Source organism: Amycolatopsis sp. cmx-11-51 (assembly GCF_047608665.1).
GTDB lineage: Bacteria > Actinomycetota > Actinomycetes > Mycobacteriales > Pseudonocardiaceae > Amycolatopsis.
Genome location: NZ_JADNQO010000007.1, coordinates 194850 through 216966 on the forward strand (window position 1 = coordinate 194850; position 22117 = coordinate 216966).

Annotated in this window: 19 protein-coding genes; 12 read left to right on the plus strand and 7 right to left on the minus strand. The window is 68.4% G+C overall.

The window, feature by feature from the left end; translation table 11 throughout:
- Positions 1 to 432 precede the first annotated feature (432 nt).
- The 8 genes from ACM6LU_RS24290 (at position 433) to ACM6LU_RS24325 (ending at position 9688) form a co-directional block, all read left to right on the plus strand.
- Complete coding sequence (locus ACM6LU_RS24290; protein ID WP_414940053.1) at positions 433 to 882, plus strand: hypothetical protein; 450 nt, start codon at positions 433 to 435, stop codon at positions 880 to 882.
- Between the two features lie 23 nt (positions 883 to 905).
- Complete coding sequence (locus ACM6LU_RS24295; protein ID WP_414940054.1) at positions 906 to 3005, plus strand: (Fe-S)-binding protein; 2100 nt, start codon at positions 906 to 908, stop codon at positions 3003 to 3005.
- Between the two features lie 48 nt (positions 3006 to 3053).
- Complete coding sequence (locus tag ACM6LU_RS24300) at positions 3054 to 3980, plus strand: metal ABC transporter substrate-binding protein (RefSeq protein WP_414940055.1); 927 nt, start codon at positions 3054 to 3056, stop codon at positions 3978 to 3980.
- Positions 3977 to 4720 (plus strand): metal ABC transporter ATP-binding protein, encoded by a 744-nt coding sequence (locus ACM6LU_RS24305; protein ID WP_414940056.1) that lies wholly within the window; start codon positions 3977 to 3979, stop codon positions 4718 to 4720. Before ACM6LU_RS24300 ends, ACM6LU_RS24305 begins: the two co-directional genes overlap by 4 nt.
- Positions 4721 to 4793: 73 nt before the next feature.
- A complete protein-coding gene (locus tag ACM6LU_RS24310) occupies positions 4794 to 5660 on the plus strand; it encodes a metal ABC transporter permease (protein ID WP_414940057.1) in 867 nt (288 codons plus the stop codon).
- A gap of 179 nt (positions 5661 to 5839) precedes the next feature.
- Positions 5840 to 6655, plus strand: a complete 816-nt coding sequence (locus ACM6LU_RS24315; RefSeq protein WP_414940058.1) for an ABC transporter ATP-binding protein — start codon at positions 5840 to 5842, stop codon at positions 6653 to 6655.
- 16 nt (positions 6656 to 6671) lie between these two features.
- Positions 6672 to 7649, plus strand: coding sequence for an ABC transporter substrate-binding protein (locus ACM6LU_RS24320; RefSeq protein WP_414940060.1), 978 nt, complete (start codon positions 6672 to 6674; stop codon positions 7647 to 7649).
- Positions 7649 to 9688 (plus strand): iron ABC transporter permease, encoded by a 2040-nt coding sequence (locus tag ACM6LU_RS24325; RefSeq protein ID WP_414940061.1) that lies wholly within the window; start codon positions 7649 to 7651, stop codon positions 9686 to 9688. Before ACM6LU_RS24320 ends, ACM6LU_RS24325 begins: the two co-directional genes overlap by 1 nt.
- A 128-nt stretch (positions 9689 to 9816) precedes the next feature.
- Here ACM6LU_RS24325 and htpG read toward each other — a convergent pair whose 3' ends face one another.
- The 3 genes from htpG to ACM6LU_RS24340 are packed head-to-tail and all read right to left on the minus strand — an operon-like array spanning position 9817 to position 13981.
- Positions 9817 to 11688: a molecular chaperone HtpG gene (htpG, locus tag ACM6LU_RS24330; RefSeq protein ID WP_414940062.1), complete on the minus strand. Its 1872-nt coding sequence runs from the start codon at positions 11686 to 11688 to the stop codon at positions 9817 to 9819.
- Positions 11689 to 11717: 29 nt separating this feature from the next.
- Positions 11718 to 13313: an alkaline phosphatase D family protein gene (locus ACM6LU_RS24335; RefSeq protein ID WP_414940063.1), complete on the minus strand. Its 1596-nt coding sequence runs from the start codon at positions 13311 to 13313 to the stop codon at positions 11718 to 11720.
- Positions 13314 to 13363: 50 nt separating this feature from the next.
- Positions 13364 to 13981: a hypothetical protein gene (locus ACM6LU_RS24340; protein ID WP_414940064.1), complete on the minus strand. Its 618-nt coding sequence runs from the start codon at positions 13979 to 13981 to the stop codon at positions 13364 to 13366.
- A gap of 79 nt (positions 13982 to 14060) precedes the next feature.
- On the opposite strand from ACM6LU_RS24340, the gene ACM6LU_RS24345 reads away from it, so the two are divergent.
- A complete protein-coding gene (locus tag ACM6LU_RS24345; protein WP_414940065.1) occupies positions 14061 to 15734 on the plus strand; it encodes a sulfatase in 1674 nt (557 codons plus the stop codon).
- Positions 15735 to 15837: 103 nt separating this feature from the next.
- Here ACM6LU_RS24345 and ACM6LU_RS24350 read toward each other — a convergent pair whose 3' ends face one another.
- Positions 15838 to 16794, minus strand: coding sequence for a helix-turn-helix transcriptional regulator (locus tag ACM6LU_RS24350; protein WP_414940202.1), 957 nt, complete (start codon positions 16792 to 16794; stop codon positions 15838 to 15840).
- A 77-nt stretch (positions 16795 to 16871) separates the two neighbouring features.
- Between ACM6LU_RS24350 and ACM6LU_RS24355 the strand changes: the two genes are divergently transcribed.
- Positions 16872 to 18029: an epoxide hydrolase family protein gene (locus ACM6LU_RS24355; protein ID WP_414940066.1), complete on the plus strand. Its 1158-nt coding sequence runs from the start codon at positions 16872 to 16874 to the stop codon at positions 18027 to 18029.
- A gap of 223 nt (positions 18030 to 18252) precedes the next feature.
- Here ACM6LU_RS24355 and ACM6LU_RS24360 read toward each other — a convergent pair whose 3' ends face one another.
- Positions 18253 to 18612 (minus strand): arsenate reductase family protein, encoded by a 360-nt coding sequence (locus ACM6LU_RS24360; RefSeq protein ID WP_414940067.1) that lies wholly within the window; start codon positions 18610 to 18612, stop codon positions 18253 to 18255.
- 90 nt (positions 18613 to 18702) lie between these two features.
- Between ACM6LU_RS24360 and ACM6LU_RS24365 the strand changes: the two genes are divergently transcribed.
- Positions 18703 to 19272, plus strand: coding sequence for a YdeI/OmpD-associated family protein (locus ACM6LU_RS24365; protein WP_414940068.1), 570 nt, complete (start codon positions 18703 to 18705; stop codon positions 19270 to 19272).
- Between the two features lies 1 nt (position 19273).
- Here the strand turns inward: ACM6LU_RS24365 and ACM6LU_RS24370 are convergent, their stop codons facing one another.
- Complete coding sequence (locus ACM6LU_RS24370) at positions 19274 to 20479, minus strand: PP2C family protein-serine/threonine phosphatase (protein ID WP_414940069.1); 1206 nt, start codon at positions 20477 to 20479, stop codon at positions 19274 to 19276.
- Positions 20480 to 20488: 9 nt separating this feature from the next.
- Positions 20489 to 21184, minus strand: coding sequence for a TetR/AcrR family transcriptional regulator (locus ACM6LU_RS24375; RefSeq protein WP_414940070.1), 696 nt, complete (start codon positions 21182 to 21184; stop codon positions 20489 to 20491).
- Positions 21185 to 21242: 58 nt separating this feature from the next.
- On the opposite strand from ACM6LU_RS24375, the gene ACM6LU_RS24380 reads away from it, so the two are divergent.
- Positions 21243 to 22040, plus strand: coding sequence for a thioesterase family protein (locus tag ACM6LU_RS24380; protein WP_414940071.1), 798 nt, complete (start codon positions 21243 to 21245; stop codon positions 22038 to 22040).
- The last annotated feature ends 77 nt before the right edge of the window (positions 22041 to 22117 follow it).

The following is a 22117-nucleotide window of genomic DNA, read 5'->3' on the forward strand; positions in this document are numbered from 1 at the left end:
GTGCGCGAGTAGTCGACTACTTGCGGCGGGCCGTCGTCCTGGATCGGAGCGCTCCCGATCGTTGAGGGTCCCCAATGCCACATTGGGGACAACTCAGCGACTCAGATGCGACATTGGGAACACGCAAGCCGAAGCGTGTGCACACCACCCAAGCCCTACTCCGGCGACCCACGCGCTCCGGCGCCTTGCGTGGCCCGAAGGACATGAAGGCCCCTTCCTTGCGCCTGAGCACAGGAAGGGGCCTTCATTTACTCGGCAAAGCGCCCACCGCCGCAAGTAGTCCTCTAGTTGCGGAAGGTGCGACCGGGTGCGGAGCGTTAAGCCGACCGGCGGCCCCGAAGCCATCCGGTTGGACCTTTCGCACCACCGGAACGCGCCCTACTCTCCAGTATTAAGAGTGACACAGGACACACCACGGTCTTGGAGGCTCCCTTGGGTTGGCACGTTCGCGAGGTGATCGACGGGGATCAGCGCGAACGGCGGATCCGCCATGTCACCCGATGTCTGAGCTGCACGCTCACCTGCGTCCATTGTGGACTACCCACGCGTTTCTCCCTTCCGGCGGGGCATCCCGGCCTCGGCGTCGTCGAACACCTTCGGGGCGCGACCACACCCGGCCTCCCCGACCTCGCCCTGCTGCACCGGTTCTGCCGGGACAACCATACGGGCGACCACCCGCGGGAAACCGGCATCGCGCTCAGACGCGCCTATCTCGGACTGGCGACCGAACTCTTCGAAATGGGACGACGGATCCGTCGTCACCGCAGACTCGGCGTGCACCCACCACGGCCGGGGCACCTCGAGATCTACCGAAAACGGTGGCGAGTGGCCAAAATGCGGTACGCCTGCAAGGCGTGCCGGTACTACACCGGCTCTCACTGAGCCGATTCTCCCCCGGAGGACTCGTGCTCGTTCGTCTCATCCTCGGTCTGCTCATCACGGTCGTCGGACTCGGTTTCGCCGCCCGCCGCGCCGCCTGGCTCTACCGCCTGATCCGGTCCGGTCAGCCGGACGAAAAACGCTCGGACGTCATGGCCGTCCGCGCGAAAACGCATCTCGCCGAAGTCTTCGGACAACGCAAGCTGCTGAAGTGGTCCGTCCCCGGCCTCGCGCATCTGTTCACGTTCTGGGGCTTCGTGATCCTCGGCTCCGTCTATCTCGAGGCGTACGGCGCCCTGTTCGACCACGACTTCCACATCCCGCTCATCGGGCATTGGGCGGCGCTGGGCTTCCTGCAGGACTTCATCGCGGTCGCGGTGGTCGTCTCACTCGCGGTCTTCGCGGTCATCCGGATCCGTCAGGCCCCGGAACGCAAGGAGCGCGCGTCCCGGTTCTTCGGATCGCACACCGGTGGCGCCTGGCTGATCCTGTTCATGATCTTCAACGTCATCTGGACGATGTTCCTCTTCCGCGGCGCGTCGGCGGCGGTCGGTGTCTTCCCGTACGAGTCGGGCGCGTGGGTTTCCCTTGGCGTGGGCGAACTCCTGGAGCCACTGGGCGCCTCGATCACCGAGCCGCTGGAGACCGTCGGGCTGCTGCTGCACATCGGCGTGATGCTGGCGTTCCTGTCGATCGTGCTCTACTCCAAGCACCTGCACATCTTCCTGGCGCCGGTCAACGTCACCGCCAAACGGCTGCCGGACGCGCTCGGTCCGCTGCTGCCGATGGAATCGGCCGGTAAGCCGATCGACTTCGAGGATCCCGGTGAGGACGACACCTTCGGCCGCGGCAAGATCGAAGATTTCACGTGGAAGGGCATGCTCGACTTCGCCACCTGCACCGAATGCGGCCGCTGCCAGTCGCAGTGCCCGGCGTGGAACACCGGGAAACCGTTGTCGCCCAAGTTGTTGATCATGGACCTGCGGGACCACCTCTTCGACAAGGCGCCGTACATCCTGGACGGCAAGGAAGCCCCCGAAGAGCGTCCGCTCGTCGGCACCAAGGACGACAACGGCGTCATCGATCCGGACGTCCTCTGGTCGTGCACCAGCTGCGGGGCGTGCGTCGAGCAGTGCCCGGTCGACATCGAGCACGTCGACCATATCGTGGACATGCGCCGCTACCAGGTGATGATCGAGTCCGCCTTCCCGAGCGAACTCGGCGTCCTGTTCAAGAACCTCGAGGCCAAGGGAAACCCCTGGGGCCAGAACAACTCCGATCGCCTCGCCTGGACGAAGGACCTCGACTTCGAGGTGCCGATCTTCGACGGTGAACTCGCCGACGACGTCGAGTACGTCTACTGGGTCGGCTGCGCGGGCGCGTTCGACGACAACGCCCGCAAAACGGTCCGCGCCACCGCGGAACTGCTGCACCTGGCCGGGGTCAAGTACACGATCCTCGGCACCGACGAGTCCTGCACCGGCGACCCGGCCCGCCGCTCGGGCAACGAATTCCTCTTCCAGATGCTCGCGCAGCAGACCGTCGAGACCCTGAACGCGGTGTTCGAGGGCCGCGAAGCGGGCACGCGCAAGATCGTCACCACCTGTCCGCACTGCCTGAACACGCTCGGCCGCGAGTACCCGCAACTCGACGGGCACTACGAGGTCCTGCACCACACGCAACTGCTGAACCGCCTGGTCCGCGCCAAGAAGCTGACCCCGGTCAAACCGGTCGACGCCGGCCCGGTGACCTACCACGACCCGTGTTACCTCGGCCGCCACAACAAGGTCTACGAGCCGCCGCGTGAACTCGTCGGCGCGACCGGCGCCACGCTCAGCGAGATGCCCCGGCACGCCGACCGCTCCCTCTGCTGCGGCGCCGGTGGCGCGCGGATGTGGATGGAGGAGCAGATCGGCAAGCGCATCAACCTCGAACGCGTCGACGAGGCACTCGGCACGGACGCCGAGACCATCGTCACCGGCTGCCCGTTCTGCCGCGTGATGCTGAACGACGGCCTCGTCCAGCGGCAGAGCGAGCAGCGTGGCGACAACGTCACCGTGCGCGACGTCTCCCAGCTCCTGCTGGAAACGGTCAAGGAACGGGACCGGTCGACCACGGAGATTTGAGGCACACGAGAGTTGGAAGTTCGGCACACCGAACTCTAGACTCACGGGATGGCGAATCCGTTCAAGACCGTCTGCGCGCTGGCGATGTCCGCGCTCGTCTTGTCCGCGTGCGGCGGCGCGGGCAACGGAACGAGCGGTGGCACGGACGACAAGCGGCCGATGGTGCTGACCACGTTCACGGTGCTGGCGGACATCGCCTCGAATATCGCGGGCGACAAGCTCAGGGTCGAGTCGATCACCAAACCCGGCGCTGAGATCCACGGCTACGAACCCACTCCGGACGACATCAAGAAGGCCGCGAAGGCCGACCTGATCCTCGACAACGGGCTGAACCTGGAGGCCTGGTTCGCCCGGTTCGTCTCGGAAAGCGACGCGCCGCACAAGGTGCTCAGCGACGGCGTCCAGCCCATCGACATCGCCGAGGACTCCTACCAGGGCAAGCCGAACCCGCACGCGTGGATGTCGCCGAAGAACGTCGGGATCTACGTGGACAACATGGTGAAGGCGTTCAACGAGGTCTCCCCCGGCGACGCCGCCACATTCAAGGCCAACGGCGACGCTTACCAGGCGAAACTGCGAGCCGTCCAGGACGAGATGACCAGCGCGCTGAGCGGGCTGCCGAAGAACGAACGCGCGCTGGTCACCTGCGAAGGCGCCTTCTCCTACCTGGCCCGCGACACCGGCCTCACCGAGCAGTACATCTGGGCGGTCAACGCCGAACAGCAGGCGACGCCTCAGCAAATCACCCGCGCCATCGAATTCGTCCGGCAGAACAAGGTGCCCGCGGTGTTCTGCGAGTCGACCGTCTCCGACGCCCCGATGCGCCAGGTCGTCTCCGCCACCGGTGCCGCGTTCGGCGGCGTCCTCTACGTCGATTCCCTGTCCGGTCCCGAAGGGCCGGTGCCGACCTACCTCGACCTCATCCGCCACGACTCGAAGACGATCGTGGCCGCGCTCACCGGGTCGAAGCCGTGACCGCCGCGATCCGGGTCGAGGACGTCACCGTCCACTACGGCGACGTCCTCGCCCTCGACGGTGTCGACGTCACGCTCGAACACGGCCGCGTCTGCGGACTGGTCGGGATGAACGGCTCCGGCAAATCGACGCTGTTCAAGACGATCATGGGCATGGTCCGGCCGGACACCGGCACGGTCACGGTCGACGGCGGCACGCCCGCCCGCGCCCGCAAGACCGGCGTGATCGGCTATGTGCCGCAGAGCGAGGACGTCGACTGGTCGTTCCCGCTGTCCGTGCGGGACGTCGTGATGACCGGCCGCTACGGGCATCTCGGTTTCACCCGGCGTCCGCGCCGCGCCGACCATGAAGCCGTCGGGCAGGCGCTGGAGCGGGTCGAACTGACCGAACTCGCCGGACGTCAGATCGGCCAGTTGTCCGGCGGGCAGCGCAAACGCGCGTTCGTCGCGCGCGGCATCGCGCAAGGCGCGGGCGTACTGCTGCTCGACGAGCCGTTCGCCGGCGTGGACAAGCGTTCCGAAGCCACGATCACCCGGCTGCTCAAGGAACTCGCGGCCGACGGCGCCGCCGTCCTGATCTCCACCCACGACCTGCACGCGCTGCCCGGCCTCGCCGACGAGGCGATCCTGCTGATGCGCCAGGTGCTCGCGCACGGCTCCCCCGGCGAAGTGCTCCGGCCCGAGAATCTCGCGCTGGCCTTCGGCCTCGATGTCCTGCAACGGGAGGAAGAACCCGCGTGAGCGAGCTCGCGAGCGAACCATCAACACAGTGCCCGCTCATGCGGCGCAAAGCGACCCGCTACGAGGAGTAGGCATGAGTTTGTACGACCTCTTCCTCGAACCGCTCTCCTACGACTTCATGGTGCGGGCGCTCGCGTCCACAGTGGTCGCTTCGACGGTCTGCGCGGTGCTCTCCTGCTGGCTGGTGCTGATCGGCTGGTCGCTGATGGGTGACGCCGTTTCACACGCGGTGCTGCCCGGCGTGGTGCTCGCGTACATCCTCGGCGCGCCGTTCGCGCTGGGCGCCGCCGTGTTCGGTTTCCTCGCCGTGGCCCTGATCGGCGTCGTCCGCGACACCAGCCGTGTCAAGGAGGACGCCGCGATCGGCATCGTGTTCACCACCCTGTTCGCCTTCGGTCTCGTGCTGATCTCGGTGACGCCGAGCCAGACCGACCTGAACCACATCATCTTCGGCAACCTGCTCGGCGTCGACGTCTCGGATCTGATCCAGATCGGCGTCCTCGGCGCGATCACCCTCGCCCTGCTGATGCTCAAACGCCGCGATTTCACCTTGTACGCCTTCGATCCCACACACGCGCACGCCATCGGGCTCAACCCGCGGCTGCTCGGCGCCGCGCTGCTCGGGCTGCTCGCGCTGACCTCGGTGGTGGCGTTGCAGGTGGTCGGCGTGATCCTGGTGGTGGCGATGCTGATCATCCCCGGCGCGACGGCGTATCTGCTGACCGACCGGTTCGGCCGCATGCTCGTGATCGCGCCGTCGTTCTCGGTGCTCGCCGGAGTGATCGGGCTGTACCTGAGCTACCACCTCGACACCGCGTCCGGCGGGATGATCGTGCTGGTGCAGGGCGCCGGATTCACCCTCGTGTACCTGTTCGGGCCGAGGCACGGGATCGTCGGGAAGCGGCTGGCCAAGCGCAGGCGGGACGCGGCCCTCGGCTGAGCAGGACGGCGAAGTCCAGCCGGGACGGGCCCCGCGGTCCGTGAAGGACTCCTTGAGGGACTCTGGGTCCCTCAAGGAGTCCTTCACGGACTCGGAACCTTCGGTGACCGGACAACCACCCCGCGCTCTGTGTCTCTTGCGACATCGGCCTGACCGCTTGATTAGGTTAGGCTCCCCTCATGTCTACGGAAGACGCGCTGCTCACCGGCCATGACCTGGTGCTCGCGCACCAAGAGCGGGCCGTGGTGGACGGCGTCTCCCTGTCGCTGCGCGCGGGCATGGTGACCGCGCTGGTCGGTCCGAACGGCTCCGGCAAGTCGACGCTCCTGCGTTCGCTGGCGCGGCTGCACAAACCCCGCGAGGGCAGCGTCCGCCTCGGCGACCGCACCGTCTGGGGCGGGAGCGCGTTGTCCGGCAAGGAGTTCGCTCGCCAGGTCACGTTGCTGACCCAGCATCGGCCCACGCCGAGCGGGGTCTCCGTGCGCGACGTCGTCTCCTACGGCCGCTACCCGTATCGCGCGGGCTGGCGCGGGGTCGACGTCGACGGCGCCGCCGCGATCCGCCGCGCGATGGATCTGACCGGTGTGACGCCGATGGCCGAACGCGGTGTCGACGAACTCTCCGGCGGCGAACTCCAGCGTGCCTGGCTCGCGTCCTGCCTCGCCCAACAGACCTCCGTGCTGCTGCTCGACGAGCCCACCAACCATCTCGACCTGCGCTACCAGGTCGAGATCCTCGACGTCGTCCGCGATCTGGCCAACGAAGGCGTCGCGGTCGGCGTGGTGCTGCACGACCTCGACCACGCGGCGATCATCGCCGACGAGGTCGTGCTGCTGAGCGAGGGAACCATCGTGGCCACGGGTGACATCGGGCGGGTGCTCACCACCGAGCATCTCTCCCAGGCCTACGGCGTCACCGTCCACGTCGCGAACGACCCGGTGACGGGCGCGATCCACTGCAGGCCACTCGGGCGGCATTCGCCCAGGCCCGCCTGAGAAACCAGGAAGAACCATGCGTTTGCTGACCCCTGCCGCCCTCGTCGCGACGGCGGCGCTGCTGCTGTCCGCCTGCGGCACCTCCGAGAACACCGCCGCGGCGCCGAGTGAGTCCGCCGCCCCGAGCGGTCCGGTCACGGTGACCGACGCGCGCGGCAAGGCCGTCACCCTCAAGGCCCCCGCGAAGCGCGTCGTCGCGCTGGAGTGGGGCGAGGCCGAGATGGTCGCTTCGCTCGGTGTCATGCCGGTCGGCGCGGCGGACGTCGCGGGCTACCACGTCTGGGACAAGGCCGTCCCGCTGACCGCCGAGGTCAAGGACGTCGGCAAGCGCAACGAGCCCAGCGTCGACGCGATCGTCGGGCTGAACCCCGACGTCGTCATCATCGCCGAGGAGCGCGACTCGCCGCTGGTGCCGCAGATCGAGAAGTACGTGCCGGTCGTGGTCACCAAGGCCAGCGACGCGAGCCGGAACTTCGACCGCCTGCGTGAGGACTTCAGGCTGATCGCGAAGACGGTCGGCAAGGAGGCCGAGGCGGACAAGCAACTGTCCGAAATGGACGCCAAGCTCGCCGAAGGCAAGAAGGCCGTCGAGGCCAAGGGCGCCGCGGGCACCCCGTTCCTGATGGCCGACGCCTACCTCGAGGGCAGCACCGTCAGTATCCGCCCGTTCGGCAAGGGTTCGCTGGTCTCCGACACCGCCGAGGCCGTCGGCCTGAAGAACGTCTGGACCGGTCAGGTCGACCCGCAGTGGGGCCTCGGCCAGACCGACGTCGAGGGCCTGACCGCGATCACCGACCCGAAGACCGTGCTGTTCTACAGCGCGTCCGAAGAGGACGTCTTCACCACCGGACTCGCGCAGAACGCCGTCTACCAGCGGTTGCCGTTCGTGGTGTCGAAGAAGATCCACAAACTGGAGTCCGGAACGTGGACCTTCGGCGGCCCGAAGTCGATCATCCTGACCGCCGGCCAGATCGTGAAGGCCATCACCGCCTGATGCCGACGGAAGTGCGGGCGCCGCAAGCAGTGCGCACCGCGGTGGTGTCGGCCGGGCTGGTCACGCTGATCGTCGTCCTCGCCGGCATCCACCTGACCCAGGGCACGTCGACGTCCGGACCACTGGACGTGGTGCAGGCGATCTTCGGCCAGGGGGACGCGCAAACCCTTGCGGTACTCGAGGGTTCGCGCGTTCCCCGGTTGCTCGCCGCGCTGCTGCTCGGCGTCGCGCTCGGTGTCGCGGGCGCTGGCATGCAGTCCGTGGCGCGGAACCCGCTCGCCTCACCCGACACGCTCGCGGTCAACGCGGGCGCGCATTTCGCCGTGGTGGCCATTTCGGCGTTCGGTCTTTCGCTGCCGCTCGTACCGGTCGGCGGGGCGGCGTTCGCGGGCGGGCTCGCCGCGGCCATCATCGTGCTCGGCCTGGCGGGCGGCGGTTCGGCGAGTCCGCGGCTGGTGCTCGTCGGTTCCGCGGTGCTGCTGGCGCTCCAGTCGGTGACCATCCTGCTGCTGCTCATGTTCGAGCAGGAGACGTCCGGCCTGTTCGCCTGGGGCAGCGGCTCCCTGACGGTGTCCGACCTGCGGGCGACCGGCCAGATGACGCCGATCGTGGTGATCGCCGTCGTGGCGCTGATCGCGATGGGCGGCAAACTCGACGTCCTCGCCCTCGGTGACGACAACGCGACCGTGCTCGGTCTGCGGGTCCGCCGGACGCGGGTCGGCGCGATCGTGCTGACCGTCGCGCTGACGGCGGCGGCCGTGACCGTCGCCGGACCGGTCGGGTTCGTCGGGCTGAGCGCGCCGGTGATCACGAAGCTGCTGCTGCCGATCGCGAAGCATCGTGTGCTGCTGCCGGTGTCCGGGTTGGTCGGCGTGGTGACGGTGCTCGGCGCCGACGTCGTCCTGCGGGCGATCATGGGCTCGGCCGCGGCGGTGCGGGTGCCGACCGGTGTGGTGACCACGATCATCGGCGCCGTCGTGATGGTGTGGCTGGCCCGGCGCGGCCGCGGCAGTGGCTCACGACGGCAGGCTCCGGCCGGGCGGGTCGGGCTCGCCGGATCGAAGCGGCGGCTCGTGCTGATCTCCGGCGCGCTGGTGGTGCTGCTCGCCGTGATCCCCGTGGTGGGCATGATGTTCGGTGACCGGATGGTGCTGCTCGGCGACCTGATGAACTGGGTCACCGGCGACACCGGGACCGCGCTCACCTTCGTGCTGGACCAACGGCTTCCGCGCGTACTCGCCGCGCTGCTCGCCGGTGCCGCGCTGGCGGTGTCCGGCTGCGGGATCCAATCGGTCAGCCGCAACCCGCTCGCCGAACCCGGACTGCTGGGCATCACCGCGGGCGCCGGACTCGGGGCGATCACGCTGATCACCATCGTCCCGACGGTCGGCGCCTGGGCGATCGCCGGTGCCGCCGGTGCCGGTGCCACCGTGGTGTTCCTGCTGGTCTACGGGCTGGCGTGGCGGTCGGGGCTGGATTCGGACCGGCTGGTGATCATCGGTATCGCGGTCTGGTCGGCCGGGATGGCGCTGATCACGCTGCTGATCGTGGTCTCCGACCCGTGGAACTCGGCCAAGGCGCTGACCTGGCTTTCGGGCTCGACCTACGGGCGCACGCTGGAACAGGTCGCGCCGGTGGCGCTGTCCCTGATCGCGCTGACGCCGCTGCTGTGGATCAAGCATCGCGAACTGGACCTGCACGCCCTCGACGAGGACACGCCGCGAGTGCTCGGGATGCGCATCGAACGGTCGCGGCTGGTGATCCTGGGAGCTTCCGGGATCCTGGCGGCCACCGCGGTGTCCGCGATCGGCGTGGTCGTCTTCGTCGGGCTGGTCGCGCCGCATCTGGCGCGGTCGCTGGTCGGCGGACGGCACGGCCGGGTCATCCCGGTGGCGGCGACGCTCGGGGCACTTCTGGTGAGCGTCGCGGACACCCTCGGACGGACGGTCATCGCGCCGGCCCAGATCCCCGCCGGCCTGGTCATCGCCATGGTCGGGACGCCGTACTTCATCCTGGTGCTCTGGCGGACCCGGCCCTAGGGGAGCTGAAGGGGCCTTCACCGCATGCGATGCGGTGAAGGCCCCTTCGTGGCGTTGAATCAGGGCTGGGCGCGTTGAGGGTGGTGGCGGGGGCATGGATGGAGCGGGAAAGTCCCCTTCAGCTCCCGCTACAGGGTCTTTTCGAGGCGGCTCGCGAGGAGCTTCGTGAAGCGGGCGGGGTCGCCCAGTTCCCCGCCCTCGGCCAGCAGAGCCATGCCGTAGAGCAGTTCCGCGGTCTCCGCCAGGCCCTCGGACTCGCCGTTCTCGGCGAACGAAGACCGCAGCCCGGACACCAGCGGGTGGCCGGGGTTGAGTTCCAGGATCCGCTTGATCTGCGGCATTTCCTGCCCCATCGCGCGATACATCTTCTCCAGCGTCGGGGTGACGTCGTTCGTGTCACCGACGATGCAGGCGGGAGACGTCGTCAGCCGCGTCGAGAGCCGGACCTCCTTGACCTGTTCCGCGAGCGAAGTCGTCAGCCAGGTCAGCAGCCCGGAGAACTCTTCCTTCTGCTCGTCGCTGGTCTCGTCGAGTTCGACCTCGCCCTTCGCGACCGACTGGAACTGCTTCTCCTCGTACCCGGAGACGGCGTCGACCCACATCTCGTCGATCGGGTCGGTGAGCACGAGCACCTCGTAACCCTTGGCCTGGAACGCTTCCAGATGCGGGGAGTTCTCGATGCTCTGCCGCGACTCGCCGGTCAGGTAGTAGATGTGCTCCTGGCCGTCCTTCATCCGTTCGACGTACTCGCGCAGCGACGTGAGCTTCCCGGTGCCGTCTACGTCGTTGGTCGACGCGAAGGAGCAGATGTCGAGGATCGCGGTGCGGTTCTCGAAGTCGTCCAGCAGGCCTTCCTTGACCGCGCGGCCGAACTCCTTCCAGAACGTCTCGTACTTGTCCGGGTTCTCGTCCGCCATCAGGGTCTTGACCGTCGAGAGGACCTTCTTGACCAGGCGACGGCGGATCAGCTGGATCTGCCGGTCCTGCTGCAGGATTTCGCGCGAAACGTTGAGCGAGAGGTCCTGCGCGTCGACGACACCCTTGACGAAGCGCAGGTACTCCGGCATCAGCGCTTCGCAGTCGTCCATGATGAAGACGCGCTTCACGTACAGCTGGACGCCACGCTTGCGCTCCCGCATGAACAGGTCGAGCGGCGCTTGTCCTGGCAGGAACAGCAGCGCCTGGTACTCGAAGGTGCCCTCGGCCTGGAGCCGGATCGTCTCCAGCGGGTCGTTCCAGTCGTGCGCGACGTGCTTGTAGAACTCGTTGTACTCGTCCTCGGTGACATCGCTGGAGGAACGGGCCCACAGCGCCTTCATCGAGTTGACCGTGACGACCTCTTCGCCTTCGGTCATCCGGATGGGCCAGGTGATGAAGTCCGAGTACTTCTTGACGATCTGCTTGATCTTCGTTGCCGAGGTGTAGTCGAAGAGCTGGTCTTCGGTGTCCTCGGGCTTGAGGTGCAGGACGACCGACGTGCCCTGCGGCAGGTCCGGGACCGTCTCGATGGTGTACGTGCCTTCGCCCTCGGACTCCCACCGGACGCCCTCGTCCGATCCCGCGTGGCGCGTCAGCAGCGTGACCTTGTCGGCCACCATGAAGCTGGCGTAGAACCCGATGCCGAATTGGCCGATCAGATCCTGCGAGGCCGCGGAGTCCTTCGTTTCCTTCAACTTCTTCAGGAACTCGGCGGTACCGGATTTCGCGATCGTGCCGATCAACGCGACGACGTCGTCCCGGCTCATCCCGATTCCGTTGTCCCGTACGGTCAGGGTGCGGTTTTCGGTGTCAGTGTCGATCTCGATGTGGAGATCGTCGGTATCCGCCTGGAGTTCCTTGTCGCGGAACGCTTCGAGGCGGAGTTTGTCCAGTGCGTCGGAGGCGTTGGACACCAGTTCCCGCAGGAAGGTGTCCTTGTTCGAGTAGATCGAGTGGATCATCAGCTGAAGCAGCTGACGTGCCTCCGACTGGAACTCGAGTGTTTCGGCAGAGGTGGTCACGCGGCGATATTACCGAGCGCGGAACCGGCTCAAGCCAGCCTCTGCCGCGCCACCTCCACCAGCCCGTCGCCGGTGGCCTGTTCGATCACCGTGACGGCGGTCCGGCCGGTGGTCTCGACCGTGGCGATCACGTTGGAGAAATGCGGCCCCGACGTCTTCTGCCAGTCGACCGGAAGCGGTTCGACACCGCCGCGCGCCGCCCATCGGCGCGCGAGGGACGCCAGCCGGGCCGACCAGGTGGCGGCGAAGGCCAGCCGGAGCGGTCGCGGCATCGCGTTGTGCACCGGCGAGCAGGTGAGCTGGTAGACCGCCGATGTCACCGGCTCGGGGTAACGCGCCTCGGCGATGTAGGCGTGGTGGACGTCGCCGGAGAGCACCGCGATGGTGGCGGGCGGGTCTTCCCGCCGTCCCTCGCGCGCGATCATCGCGGCGAGCCGGTCGAACGACGCGCGGAACGCCGCCCAGTGTTCGAGGTCGCAAGCCTGCCGGATCTTCTCCGCGAGACGGCCGCGCCATCCGGGGCGGCCGCAGGCCTGCTCGTTGAGCGACTGCAGGTGGGAGATCACCGGCGGCAGCAGCCAGGGCAGCGAGGACCCGATGAGCAGGTGGTCGCAGGGGTCTTCGTCGTTCGCGGCGTTGTCCTCGATCCAGTCGAACTCGTCGTCGTCCACCATGGACCGGGTGCCGCCCGCCAGGATCCGGCCCGCCCTGCTGTCGATGACCAGCAACCGCACCTGGCCGAAGTCGCGGCGGTAACTCCACCGCGCGCCCTTGGTGCCGTCGCGTTCGTTGTCGGCCTCGTCGGCGAACGCGACGAGCAGGTTGGCGTTGTCCTCACCGGAGGTGATGGCCTTCTGGAAGGTCTCGTCCTCGGCGAGTTCGGCGGGGCCGAGGTTCCCGAGGTGCTGATAGGCCCAGTACGACATGATCGCGCCGCGCAGCCGCTCCTGCCACCACGGCTGCGCGCGCATCTGCTCCCGCCAGGTGTGGGAGGTGTTCCAGTCGTCGCGGACGTCGTGGTCGTCGAAGATCATCGACGTGGGCACGGTGGACAGCAGCCAGCGGATCGACGGTTCACCCCAGGCCTCGAGGTAGAGGTGGGTGTACTCCTCGAAGTCCGTCACCTCCGTACCCGGCGGCTTCGAGGTGTCACGACGCTGCTTCAGCCATTCCTGCGTTTCATCGGTGGTCTCGTCGGCGTAGACCTGGTCGCCGAGCATCAGCAACGCCTGCGGCCACTCGGTTTCCTCGCCGTCCGCCATCCGGCGGGCGTACGCGGCCAGCGCGTCCGGGCCGAAGGAGTCGCCGTCGTGCGGTTTGCGGCAGGAGCCGAACACGAGCCGGAACCGGGACTCGTTCTCGGGCAGCGTCCGGATGCGGCTGGGCGGGAACTCCGATCCCGCCTCCGGCCACACCTTTTCGCCGTCCACGCGCACCTCGTACTCGGCGCTGGTGCCGGGTTCGAGCCCGGTGAGCACCAGCAGGGCGTAGTGGTGGCCGCGGATCTCGAACGTTCTCGCGGTGGTGCCGAGGACTTCGACCTCACTCGCGGTGTCGGTCTCGACCCACACCGTCGCCGATGTCTCGTCGACGTGTCTCAGCAGGGGACCCAGGCGCAGGCTCATTCCTGAAACGGTGCCACAGCGGCGCCAAGATCGTCCGCTGAGTGGTCACGTCAGCCGAGCCGGGAGAAGATCTTCTGAAACTCGGTCAGCTCGGCCTGCCGTTCCGCGTCGTCTTCGTAGTGCCCGTCGGCTGCCCGGTCTTCGACGATCGCCTCGGGGGTGAACTCCTCGCCGAACCGGTAGGCGCCGAGGCAGTAGGTGAATCCCGACTCGCTCAGCGGGTCCAGGCCTTCCCGGCGGCAGTGGTCGAGGAAGCCCTCGGCCTGCCACCACCGCTCACCGTCGAACCAGAACACGCCACCGGCGTAGAGGATCGTCGCTCCCGTCTCCACATCGACGATGTTCAGGGACTCGTAGTTTTCGGGGCGGTCGCGCACCAGTCCGACGAGGTCTCCGGGGACGCCGCCATAGAGCGCCTCCTGCACCGAGTAGTCCTCCTCGGCGTACAGGTTCAACGCCGACTCGTGGTCGAAGGTCAGCAACAGGGCGCGCTTGTCCGGCGTGAAATACCAGACGGCCGACTGCCCGCCGCCGTCGTTCCAGGCGAACCGCTCCGCACCGTCCACCGCGACGGGCGTGATCTCGGTGATCGCGTCGACCACCGCGGCGCGCCGTCGCACCTCTTCGAGGGGTGTCGCCTCGAGGGCGGCCCAGATCTTGTCACTCACCGGCGCAGATTACCGGCTGAACCGGTCCGGCCCGCCATCCGTGTAACGAGTTGAAGCCGTCGCCAGGAAGGAACCTGAGTTGTCCGTTTTCCCGCGCCCCGCCCTGGTGGGCCTGCCGGGCGACCGGACGGCGCTGGGCGAGGTCGCGACCAGTGCGGTGACCACGCTCTCGGCCGTCCTCGTGCTGTTCGCCCTGCTCGCGCCGAACGACCTCGACAGGCTGGCGCCGGAAGCCTTCGTGCGGCTGCCGGTGGAGGCGCTGCTCGGGGTGGCTGTCGTGCTCATGCTGCGCGACGGCGCCCAGCGGACCGTCGCGGTGTCGGCCGGCGCGTTCCTCGGGCTCCTGACCGTCGTCAAGGCCATCGACATCGGCTTCGGGCTCGCGCTGAACCGGCGGTTCGACCCGGTGTTCGACTGGGGTGTGCTCGGCAACGGCGTCGACCTGCTCGGCACGTCCATCGGCCGGTCCGGCGCGATCGCGGCGTTCCTCGGGCTGGCGCTGCTGGCCGTGGCCGTGATCGTGCTGATGGCGCTGGCCGTCCTGCGGTTGAGCCGGGTGGCGGCCGGGCACCGCACCACGTCGACCCGGGTGGTCGCCGTGCTCAGCGTGAGCTGGATCGTGTGCGCGGTGTTCGGCGTGCAACTCGCTCCGGGACAGCCGCTCGCGTCGCGCAGCGCGGTCGCCTTCGCCTATGACGACCTCCGGCAGGTGCGAGCCGGCATCCGGGACCGGGAGGCCTTCGCCGAGGAAGTCGCCGTCGACGCCTTTCGTGACACTCCGCCGTCCGAACTACTGAGCGCGTTACGCGGAAAGGACGTCCTGTTCACCTTCATCGAGAGCTACGGGCGGGTGGCCGTCCAGGACTCCGACATCGCGCCCAAGGTCGACGCGGTTCTCGACGCCGGGACAGCGCGGCTGAAGAACGCCGGATACGGCTCGCGCAGCGCGTTCCTGACGTCGCCGACGACGAGCGCGGGCAGCTGGCTGGCGCATTCGACGTTCCAGTCCGGTGTCTGGATCGACAGTCAGCACCGCTACGACGACTTCGTGAAGACCGACCGGTTCACCCTCGGTGGCGCGTTCGAACGGGCGGGCTGGGAGACCGTCGGCGTCGTCCCGGCGCACACCGAGGACTGGCCGGAGGGCAAGGTCTACGGCTACGACCGCTACTACGACTCGCGCGGGATCGGATACCACGGCCCGCCGTTCTCCTACGCCACGATGCCGGACCAGTTCACGCTTTCGGCTTTCCAACGCGCCGAACGCGCACTGGAAAGCCGAAAGCCGGACCGCCCGCCGCTGATGGCGGAAATCGACCTCGTCACCAGTCACTGGCCGTGGACGCCGCTCCCCCGCCTGGTCGACTGGACCGCCGTCGGCGATGGTTCGGTGTACAACCCCATGCCCTCGCAAGGGAAAACGCCCGACGAGATCTTCACCGACCCGGCCAAGGTGCGCGGCGCGTACGGCGACTCGATCGCCTACTCGCTGAACGCGCTGATCTCGTACGTCGAGACATACGGGGACGACGATCTCGTACTGGTGTTCTTGGGCGACCACCAGCCGCATCCGATCGTCGCGGGTGAAGGCGCCGATCGCGACGTCCCGATCACCGTCGTCACGCGGGACAAGGCCGTGCTCGACAAGATCGCCGGGTGGAACTGGCAGGAGGGCCTGAACCCGGACCGGAACGCGCCGAGCTGGCGGATGAACGCTTTCCGGGACCGGTTCCTGACCACTTTCACCCACTGATCACGCGTGATCTCCGTCCAATCACGCGTGATCTCCGTCCAATCACGCGTGATCTCCGTCCAATCACGTGAGATCGCCGCCCAAGCACGCGTGACGTCCGGCGCTAGCCGATGGCGTCGCGGTACCGGTCCGCCAACTCTCGCAAGTAGTCGACTAATTGCGGGGGTTCGGTGACCGTGAAGCGGTAGCCGAGCAGTCCTAAGTGGACAGCCAGGGTCTCGATGCTGTCGGCGCCGGTGTGCAGCACGCACGTGCTCGCGTCGACGGCCTCCACCGTGCCGACGGCCGGGTTGACCCGCGCGGTCACCTCGTCGGCGGGCGCGTGCACGGTGACGTCGGCTCGGTACCGCCACGCGGCGGACGAGACGCCGCGCCGCACCCGGTCCGTGACGTCCTCGGGCAGGTCACGCGCGGTGAAGCGCGGGCCGGTCGGGACGCGCGGGGTCAGCCTGTCGACGCGGAAGGTGCGCCAATCGCCGCGGTCGAGGTCCCAGGCGACCAGGTACCAGCGACGCCCCCAGTTCACCAGGCGGTACGGTTCGGCCTTCCGGACGGTCTCCGCCCCGTCGTGGGCCAGGTAGCCGAACCGCAGCACCTCGCGATCCCGGCAGGCGGCGGTCAGCACGGTCAGCGTCCCGGCGTCGACGCGCGGGCCGGGCTCGTCGCGGGGCACCGGGATCGTGTACGCCTGCAGGGCGTTCACGCGGCGCCGTAACCGCGACGGGAGCACCTGCTCCAGCTTCGCGAGTGCGCGCAACGACGTCTCCTCGACGCCCGCGATGGTGCCGCCCGCCGCGGTGCGCAGGCCGATCGCGACGGCGACGGCCTCCTCGTCGTCCAGCAGCAACGGCGGCAGGTCGGCGCCCGCGCCGAGGCGGTAGCCGCCGACGGAACCGCGGGTCGCGTTCACCGGGTAGCCGAGCGCGCGCAGCCGCTCGACGTCGTTGCGGATCGTCCGCGCGCTCACTTCCAGGCGTCCGGCCAGTTCGGCGCCGGTCCAGTCACGGGGTGTCTGCAGCAGGGAGAGCAGACGGAGCAGTCTTGCCGAGGTCTCCAACACGCTTTTCTCCAACATGAGCTTAAGACTGCTCCTCCATTAGGAACGTAATGTTCCTAATGGCACTCTACCTTGGTCTCATGAACGAAAACAGCGAGATCAAGCCCTTCCGCATCGACGTCCCACAGGCCGAACTGGACGACCTGGCCGACCGCCTCGCGCGGGTCCGCTGGGCGAACGAACTGCCCGCCGACCAGGTGACCGACGGGGTACAGCGCGGACCGGTCACGCCGGGCTGGGAGTACGGCGTGCCCCTGGAGTACGTGCAGCGCCTGGTCGCGTACTGGCGCGACGGCTACGACTGGCGCGAGTGGGAGGCGAAGCTCAACGAGTACCCGCAGTTCACGACGGAGATCGACGGGCAGAACATCCATTTCCTGCACGTCCGCTCACCGGAGCCGGACGCGACGCCGCTGATCCTCACGCACGGCTGGCCGAACTCGGTCTTCGAGTACCTCGGCCTGATCGATCAGCTGACCGATCCGCGGGCGAACGGCGGGGACCCGGCGGACGCCTTCCACGTGGTGATCCCGTCACTGCCCGGGTTCGGTTTCTCGGGTGCCACCCGCGAGAAGGGCTGGAACCGGTACCGCACCGCCCGGGCATGGGCCGAGCTGATGCGTCGGCTGGGTTACGAGCGCTACGGCACGCACGGGAACGACGCCGGTTCGTTCGTCGCCCCCGAGATCGGCCGCGTCGACGCGGAACACGTGCTCGGCGTGCACGTCACGCAGCTGTTCTCGTTCCCCAGCGGCGACCCGGCGGAGTTCGAGGGCATGACCGAGAAGGAACTGGAGTACCTGCAGTTCCTGCAGACCTTCAACGACGACATGTCCGGCTATGCGAAACTCCAGGAGAGCGCGCCGCAGAACCTCGCGCACGCGCTGGCCGACTCGCCGACCGGGCAGCTCGCCTGGAGCGCGCAACTGCTGGCGGGCACGAGCGACGACCACGTGCTCACCAACGCCACGCTGTACTGGCTCACCAACACCGCGGCCTCGGCGGCCCGGTTCTACTACGAGGACAAACACACCGAGCACCCCGCCGAGCCGACGACCGCGCCGACCGGGCTGGCCAGTTTCGCCTACGACTTCCGGCCGCTGCGGCGCTTCGCCGAGCGCGACCACGCGAACATCGTTTCCTGGCAGGAATTCGACCGCGGCGGTCACTGGGCGACGCAGGACGCGCCGGATCTGCTGGTCGGCGACATCCGGGAGTTCTTCCGCAAGCTGGCGTGACCGGTTCCGGGGTCACGGGTGGCGGTGCCGTCAAGGTGAGGGGTGTGTGGAAATAGGGGGTGTCCCTGTTTCCACACACCCCCTCTGGATCTGGTGGTCACAGGGACTCCTCGTGCGGGACCGTGTGGGTCGCGGTCCGCAACGGGACCGGTCACCGGCACCGCGCTCGAACACGACACCTGTGCCTTACCTCTCGACTAACCGTCCCTACCACTCACGAGGATCAGCCGGGCAGCACCGACCGGACGGCCTCCGGAGTCCTCGCGACAACGGTCGTACCGTCGTCCGCGGTGATGATCGGCCGCTGGATCAGCTTCGGATGCGTCACGAGCGCCTCGATCCACCGGTCGCGCTCGGCGGGCGTGCGTCCCCAGGTCTTCAGCCCGAGTTCCTTCGCGATCGCCTCGGCGGTGCGGGTGATGTCCCACGGCTCGAGCCCGAGCCGCTTGAGGACGGCCTTCAGTTCCTTCGCCGTCGGCGGCGCCTCGAGGTACTTCCGCACGGTGTACTCGGCGCCTGCCTCGTCCAGCATCGACACCGCCGAACGGCATTTGGCGCATGCCGGGTTCACCCAGATCTCCATCTCAGGCCACCTCTTTTCGAGAAGTGCTCACTTGATGAGCACTTTGCTTCCGATGATGGTCACAGACGGTACGACGAAAGGAACCCGGTCATGGACGAGGCCACCTTCACCGCCGCCACCCCCGCCGAGTGGCGCGCGTGGCTCGCTGAAAACGCCGGTACCGAGAAGGAGGTCTGGCTGATCATCCAGCACAAGGGCAGCAACACTCCCAGCGTTCGCATCGAGGAGGCGATGGAGCAGGCCCTGTGCTTCGGCTGGATCGACGGGCTGCACCGCAAGAACGACGCCACCAGTTCCCGGCTGCGGTTCACCCCGCGCGGCCCCCGGAGTTCGTGGAGCCGGGTCAACCGTGAGCGGGCGGCCCGCCTGGTCGCCGAGGGACTGATGACCGAGCGGGGGCAGGCGATGATCGACCTTGCCAAGGAGAAGGGCCGCTGGCAGGTCGTGCCCGACGGTGAAGGTGTCCCCGGTGACCTGCGCGCCCGCCTCGACGCCGACGAGACGGCTCACGGCCACTTCGAGAAGTTCCCGCCGTCGTCGAAAAGGCTGATCCTGGAGTGGATTCTGACGGCGAAGAGGCCGGAAACCCGGGAGCGCCGGATCGCAAGGACCGTCGAACTCGCGGCCGTGAACGTCCGCGCCAACCACCCGGTCCGGTGACTCAGTTCGGTTCGCGCCGGGCCACGAGGAGGGCGATGTCGTCCTGCGCGGGTGTCGTGCCGACGAGCGCCGCCATCGCCCGCGCGCACACCACTCCTGGATCGTCGGGGGTGACCACGTCGGCGAGCCTCCGCAAGCCGACGTCGATCAGGTGATCCCGGCGTTCCACGAGACCGTCGGTGTAGAAGGCGAGCACGGCGCCGGGTGGCAGGCCGACCACGGTACTTCGCCGCGGCGGCCCGGAGACACCGATGGGCGGGTCGACCGGGACGTCGACGAACACCGACGGGTGACCGGGCACCGCGAGCACCGGAGGTAGGTGTCCGGACAGCGAAATCGCCACGCTGTCCCGCGATGCGGGCACCAGCCCGTACATGACGGTGGCCAGCGCGCCCGGCTCGAAATGCCGAACCTTCCGGTCCAATTTGGACAGGACCTCCGCCGGATCGTCCGATTCGAGCGAGTAAGCGCGAAGCGCGCTGCGCAGCCGCCCCATGATCACGGCGGCGTTGAGGCCGTGCCCGGCGACGTCACCCATCACGATGCCGAGGCGGTCACCCGGCAGGGGGAACAGGTCGTACCAGTCTCCGCCCACCCCGGGTTCGGTTCCCGGCACGTACCGCGCGGAGAACTGCATACCGGCGACGGGGGGCAGGCGTCCCGGCAACAGGCCACGCTGAAGAGCCGACGCGGCGGCGCGGTCGGTGACGGAGAGGTCGATCTGCACCGCCAGCGCGAGCCGTGCGGCCACCAGCCGCAGCAGTTCGACGTCGGCCTCGGGGAATTCGCGCGGGGTCACCGATCCGACGTGCAGCACGCCGATCAGGTCGTCCCCGGCCACCATCGGCACGCCGAGCAGCGTCCGGAGGCCGCGTTCCCGCAGCAGCGAGTTGACGACGGTGGTCTCGTCGACGTGGTCGAGGATCACCGGGCGCCGTTCCGCGGCCACCCGGCCGGCGAAACCCGCGCCGACGGCGATCCGGACGTCCTGGAAGACCTCTTCCTCGATGCCGGAGGCGGCGATGGCCTGCAGCAGCTGCGCGTCCGGATCGTGCCGGAGCACCGTGGCCGTGTCGACCTTGAGCACGTCCCGCACGCGCGCGAGGATCGTGGCGATCACCTTGTGCGCATCGAGGTGACCCAGCGCCGTGTCAGTGATGGCCTCGAGCACCTGGAGCCGTTCGTCGGCCGTCGATGTCTCGGACATGCGCTGAGCCTAGCCAGCCCGATCGCGCGATGTCGTCCAGCCCGCCGCCAGTGCGTCCAAGTCGTCGGCCATTACGACACTCGGCGGAATCGCGTCTCGCGGGACCCGGCAGGCGAGCGCCGTGCCGAGCCCGGCCATCCGGATGACGGTGTCGATCAGCGCCTCCGGCTCCTCCGGCCAGTCGAAACCCGGCTGGGCGATCAGCAGGCTCACGCAGCCGTGCATCGCCGACCAGAGGCCCATCGCGAGGATTTCCGGTTCGCCGCGCAGGATGCCTGCCCGCACGCAGGCGGCGGTCGCGTCGGCGAGGTGCCGGAAACAGGCCACCGCACCGGGGGACGAGCCACTGGACGGGCGCATCAGGAGTACGCGGTACTGCACCGGATGATCCAGGGCGAACCGAGCGTACACCCGCGCGCAGCGGCTGAGCGCGCGCATCGGGTCGGCGACCTCGGCGGCGCGATCACGCATCCGGTGCGCGAGTTCGTCCCACACGCGCAGGCAGACCGCCTCCAGCAAGGCCTCGCGGCTCGGGAAGTGCGAGTAGACCGACGGCGTGGAGACGCCGGTCCGCCGCGCGACAGCACGCAGGGTCAGCGCCTCGTCGGTGCCCGTCTCCCCGAGCAGGGTGTCGGCGGCGAGCAGGATCTCGCCCCGTAGCTTCTCCCCTTCACCCGGCCGCGCCTTCGTCCGCTTCGCGCCCATGCCGTGATGCTGCCAGTATCGACTTGACACCGTCAACTTGACGATGTCAGCTTGCCTCATGGCGCACTTCCAGACCGCGACCGCACTGGTCCGCCGGGGCAACGACCCGGTATTCGACACCGAACTCGACGCACAGTGGACGATCGGGGCGAAAATGCACGGCGGCTACCTGCTCGCCGTCCTCGCCAAGGCGGCCGCCGAAATCTCCTCGCATCCGCATCTGACCGCGATCAGCGGCTCGTTCTCGGTGGCCCCGGAGCCCGGCCCCGTGGTCGTCGAGGTCGAGGTGCTGCGCGAAGGCCGCGGCCTCACCCAGTTGCGCGCGCGGCTGAGCCAGCGCGGCACGCCCTGCACCGAGGCCCTGATCACGCAGGGCGTCCTGGCGGACGGCGACGCGTGGTGGTCCGGAGTGGACCCGGTCGAGATCCCGGCGGAGCAGGACTGCCTGCCCGTACCCGCCGACGGTGGCGGCGGGTTCCGCATCGGCCTGATGGACGTCGTCGAGCAGCGGATCGACCCGGCTACGGCGGGGTTCGCGGTGGGACAACCGTCGCGGAAAGGCGTCATCTCGTCCTGGTTGCGGCTCGCCGACGGCACCGACTGGGATCCGGTGAGCCTGCTCGTGGCGCTCGACCCGGTGCCGCCGATCTCCTACGACCTCGGCATCGCGGGCTGGGCGCCGACCGTCCAGTTCACCGCGTACCTGCGCGGGATCCCGGCGCCGGGCCCGGTCCGGGTGCGGATGCGGGCGGGCGCGGTCGGCGGCGACCGGATGGACGAGGTCGCGGAGCTTTGGGACGAAAAGAACAGATTGATCGGGCAAGCGACCCAAATCGCCGCCGTACGCGTCCCCTGAACCACCCGAAAGCAGGGCCATGACGGAACTCCGGGCGTTAGGATCCAGCGTCGACGTCATGTTCTGGGGGCAGGACC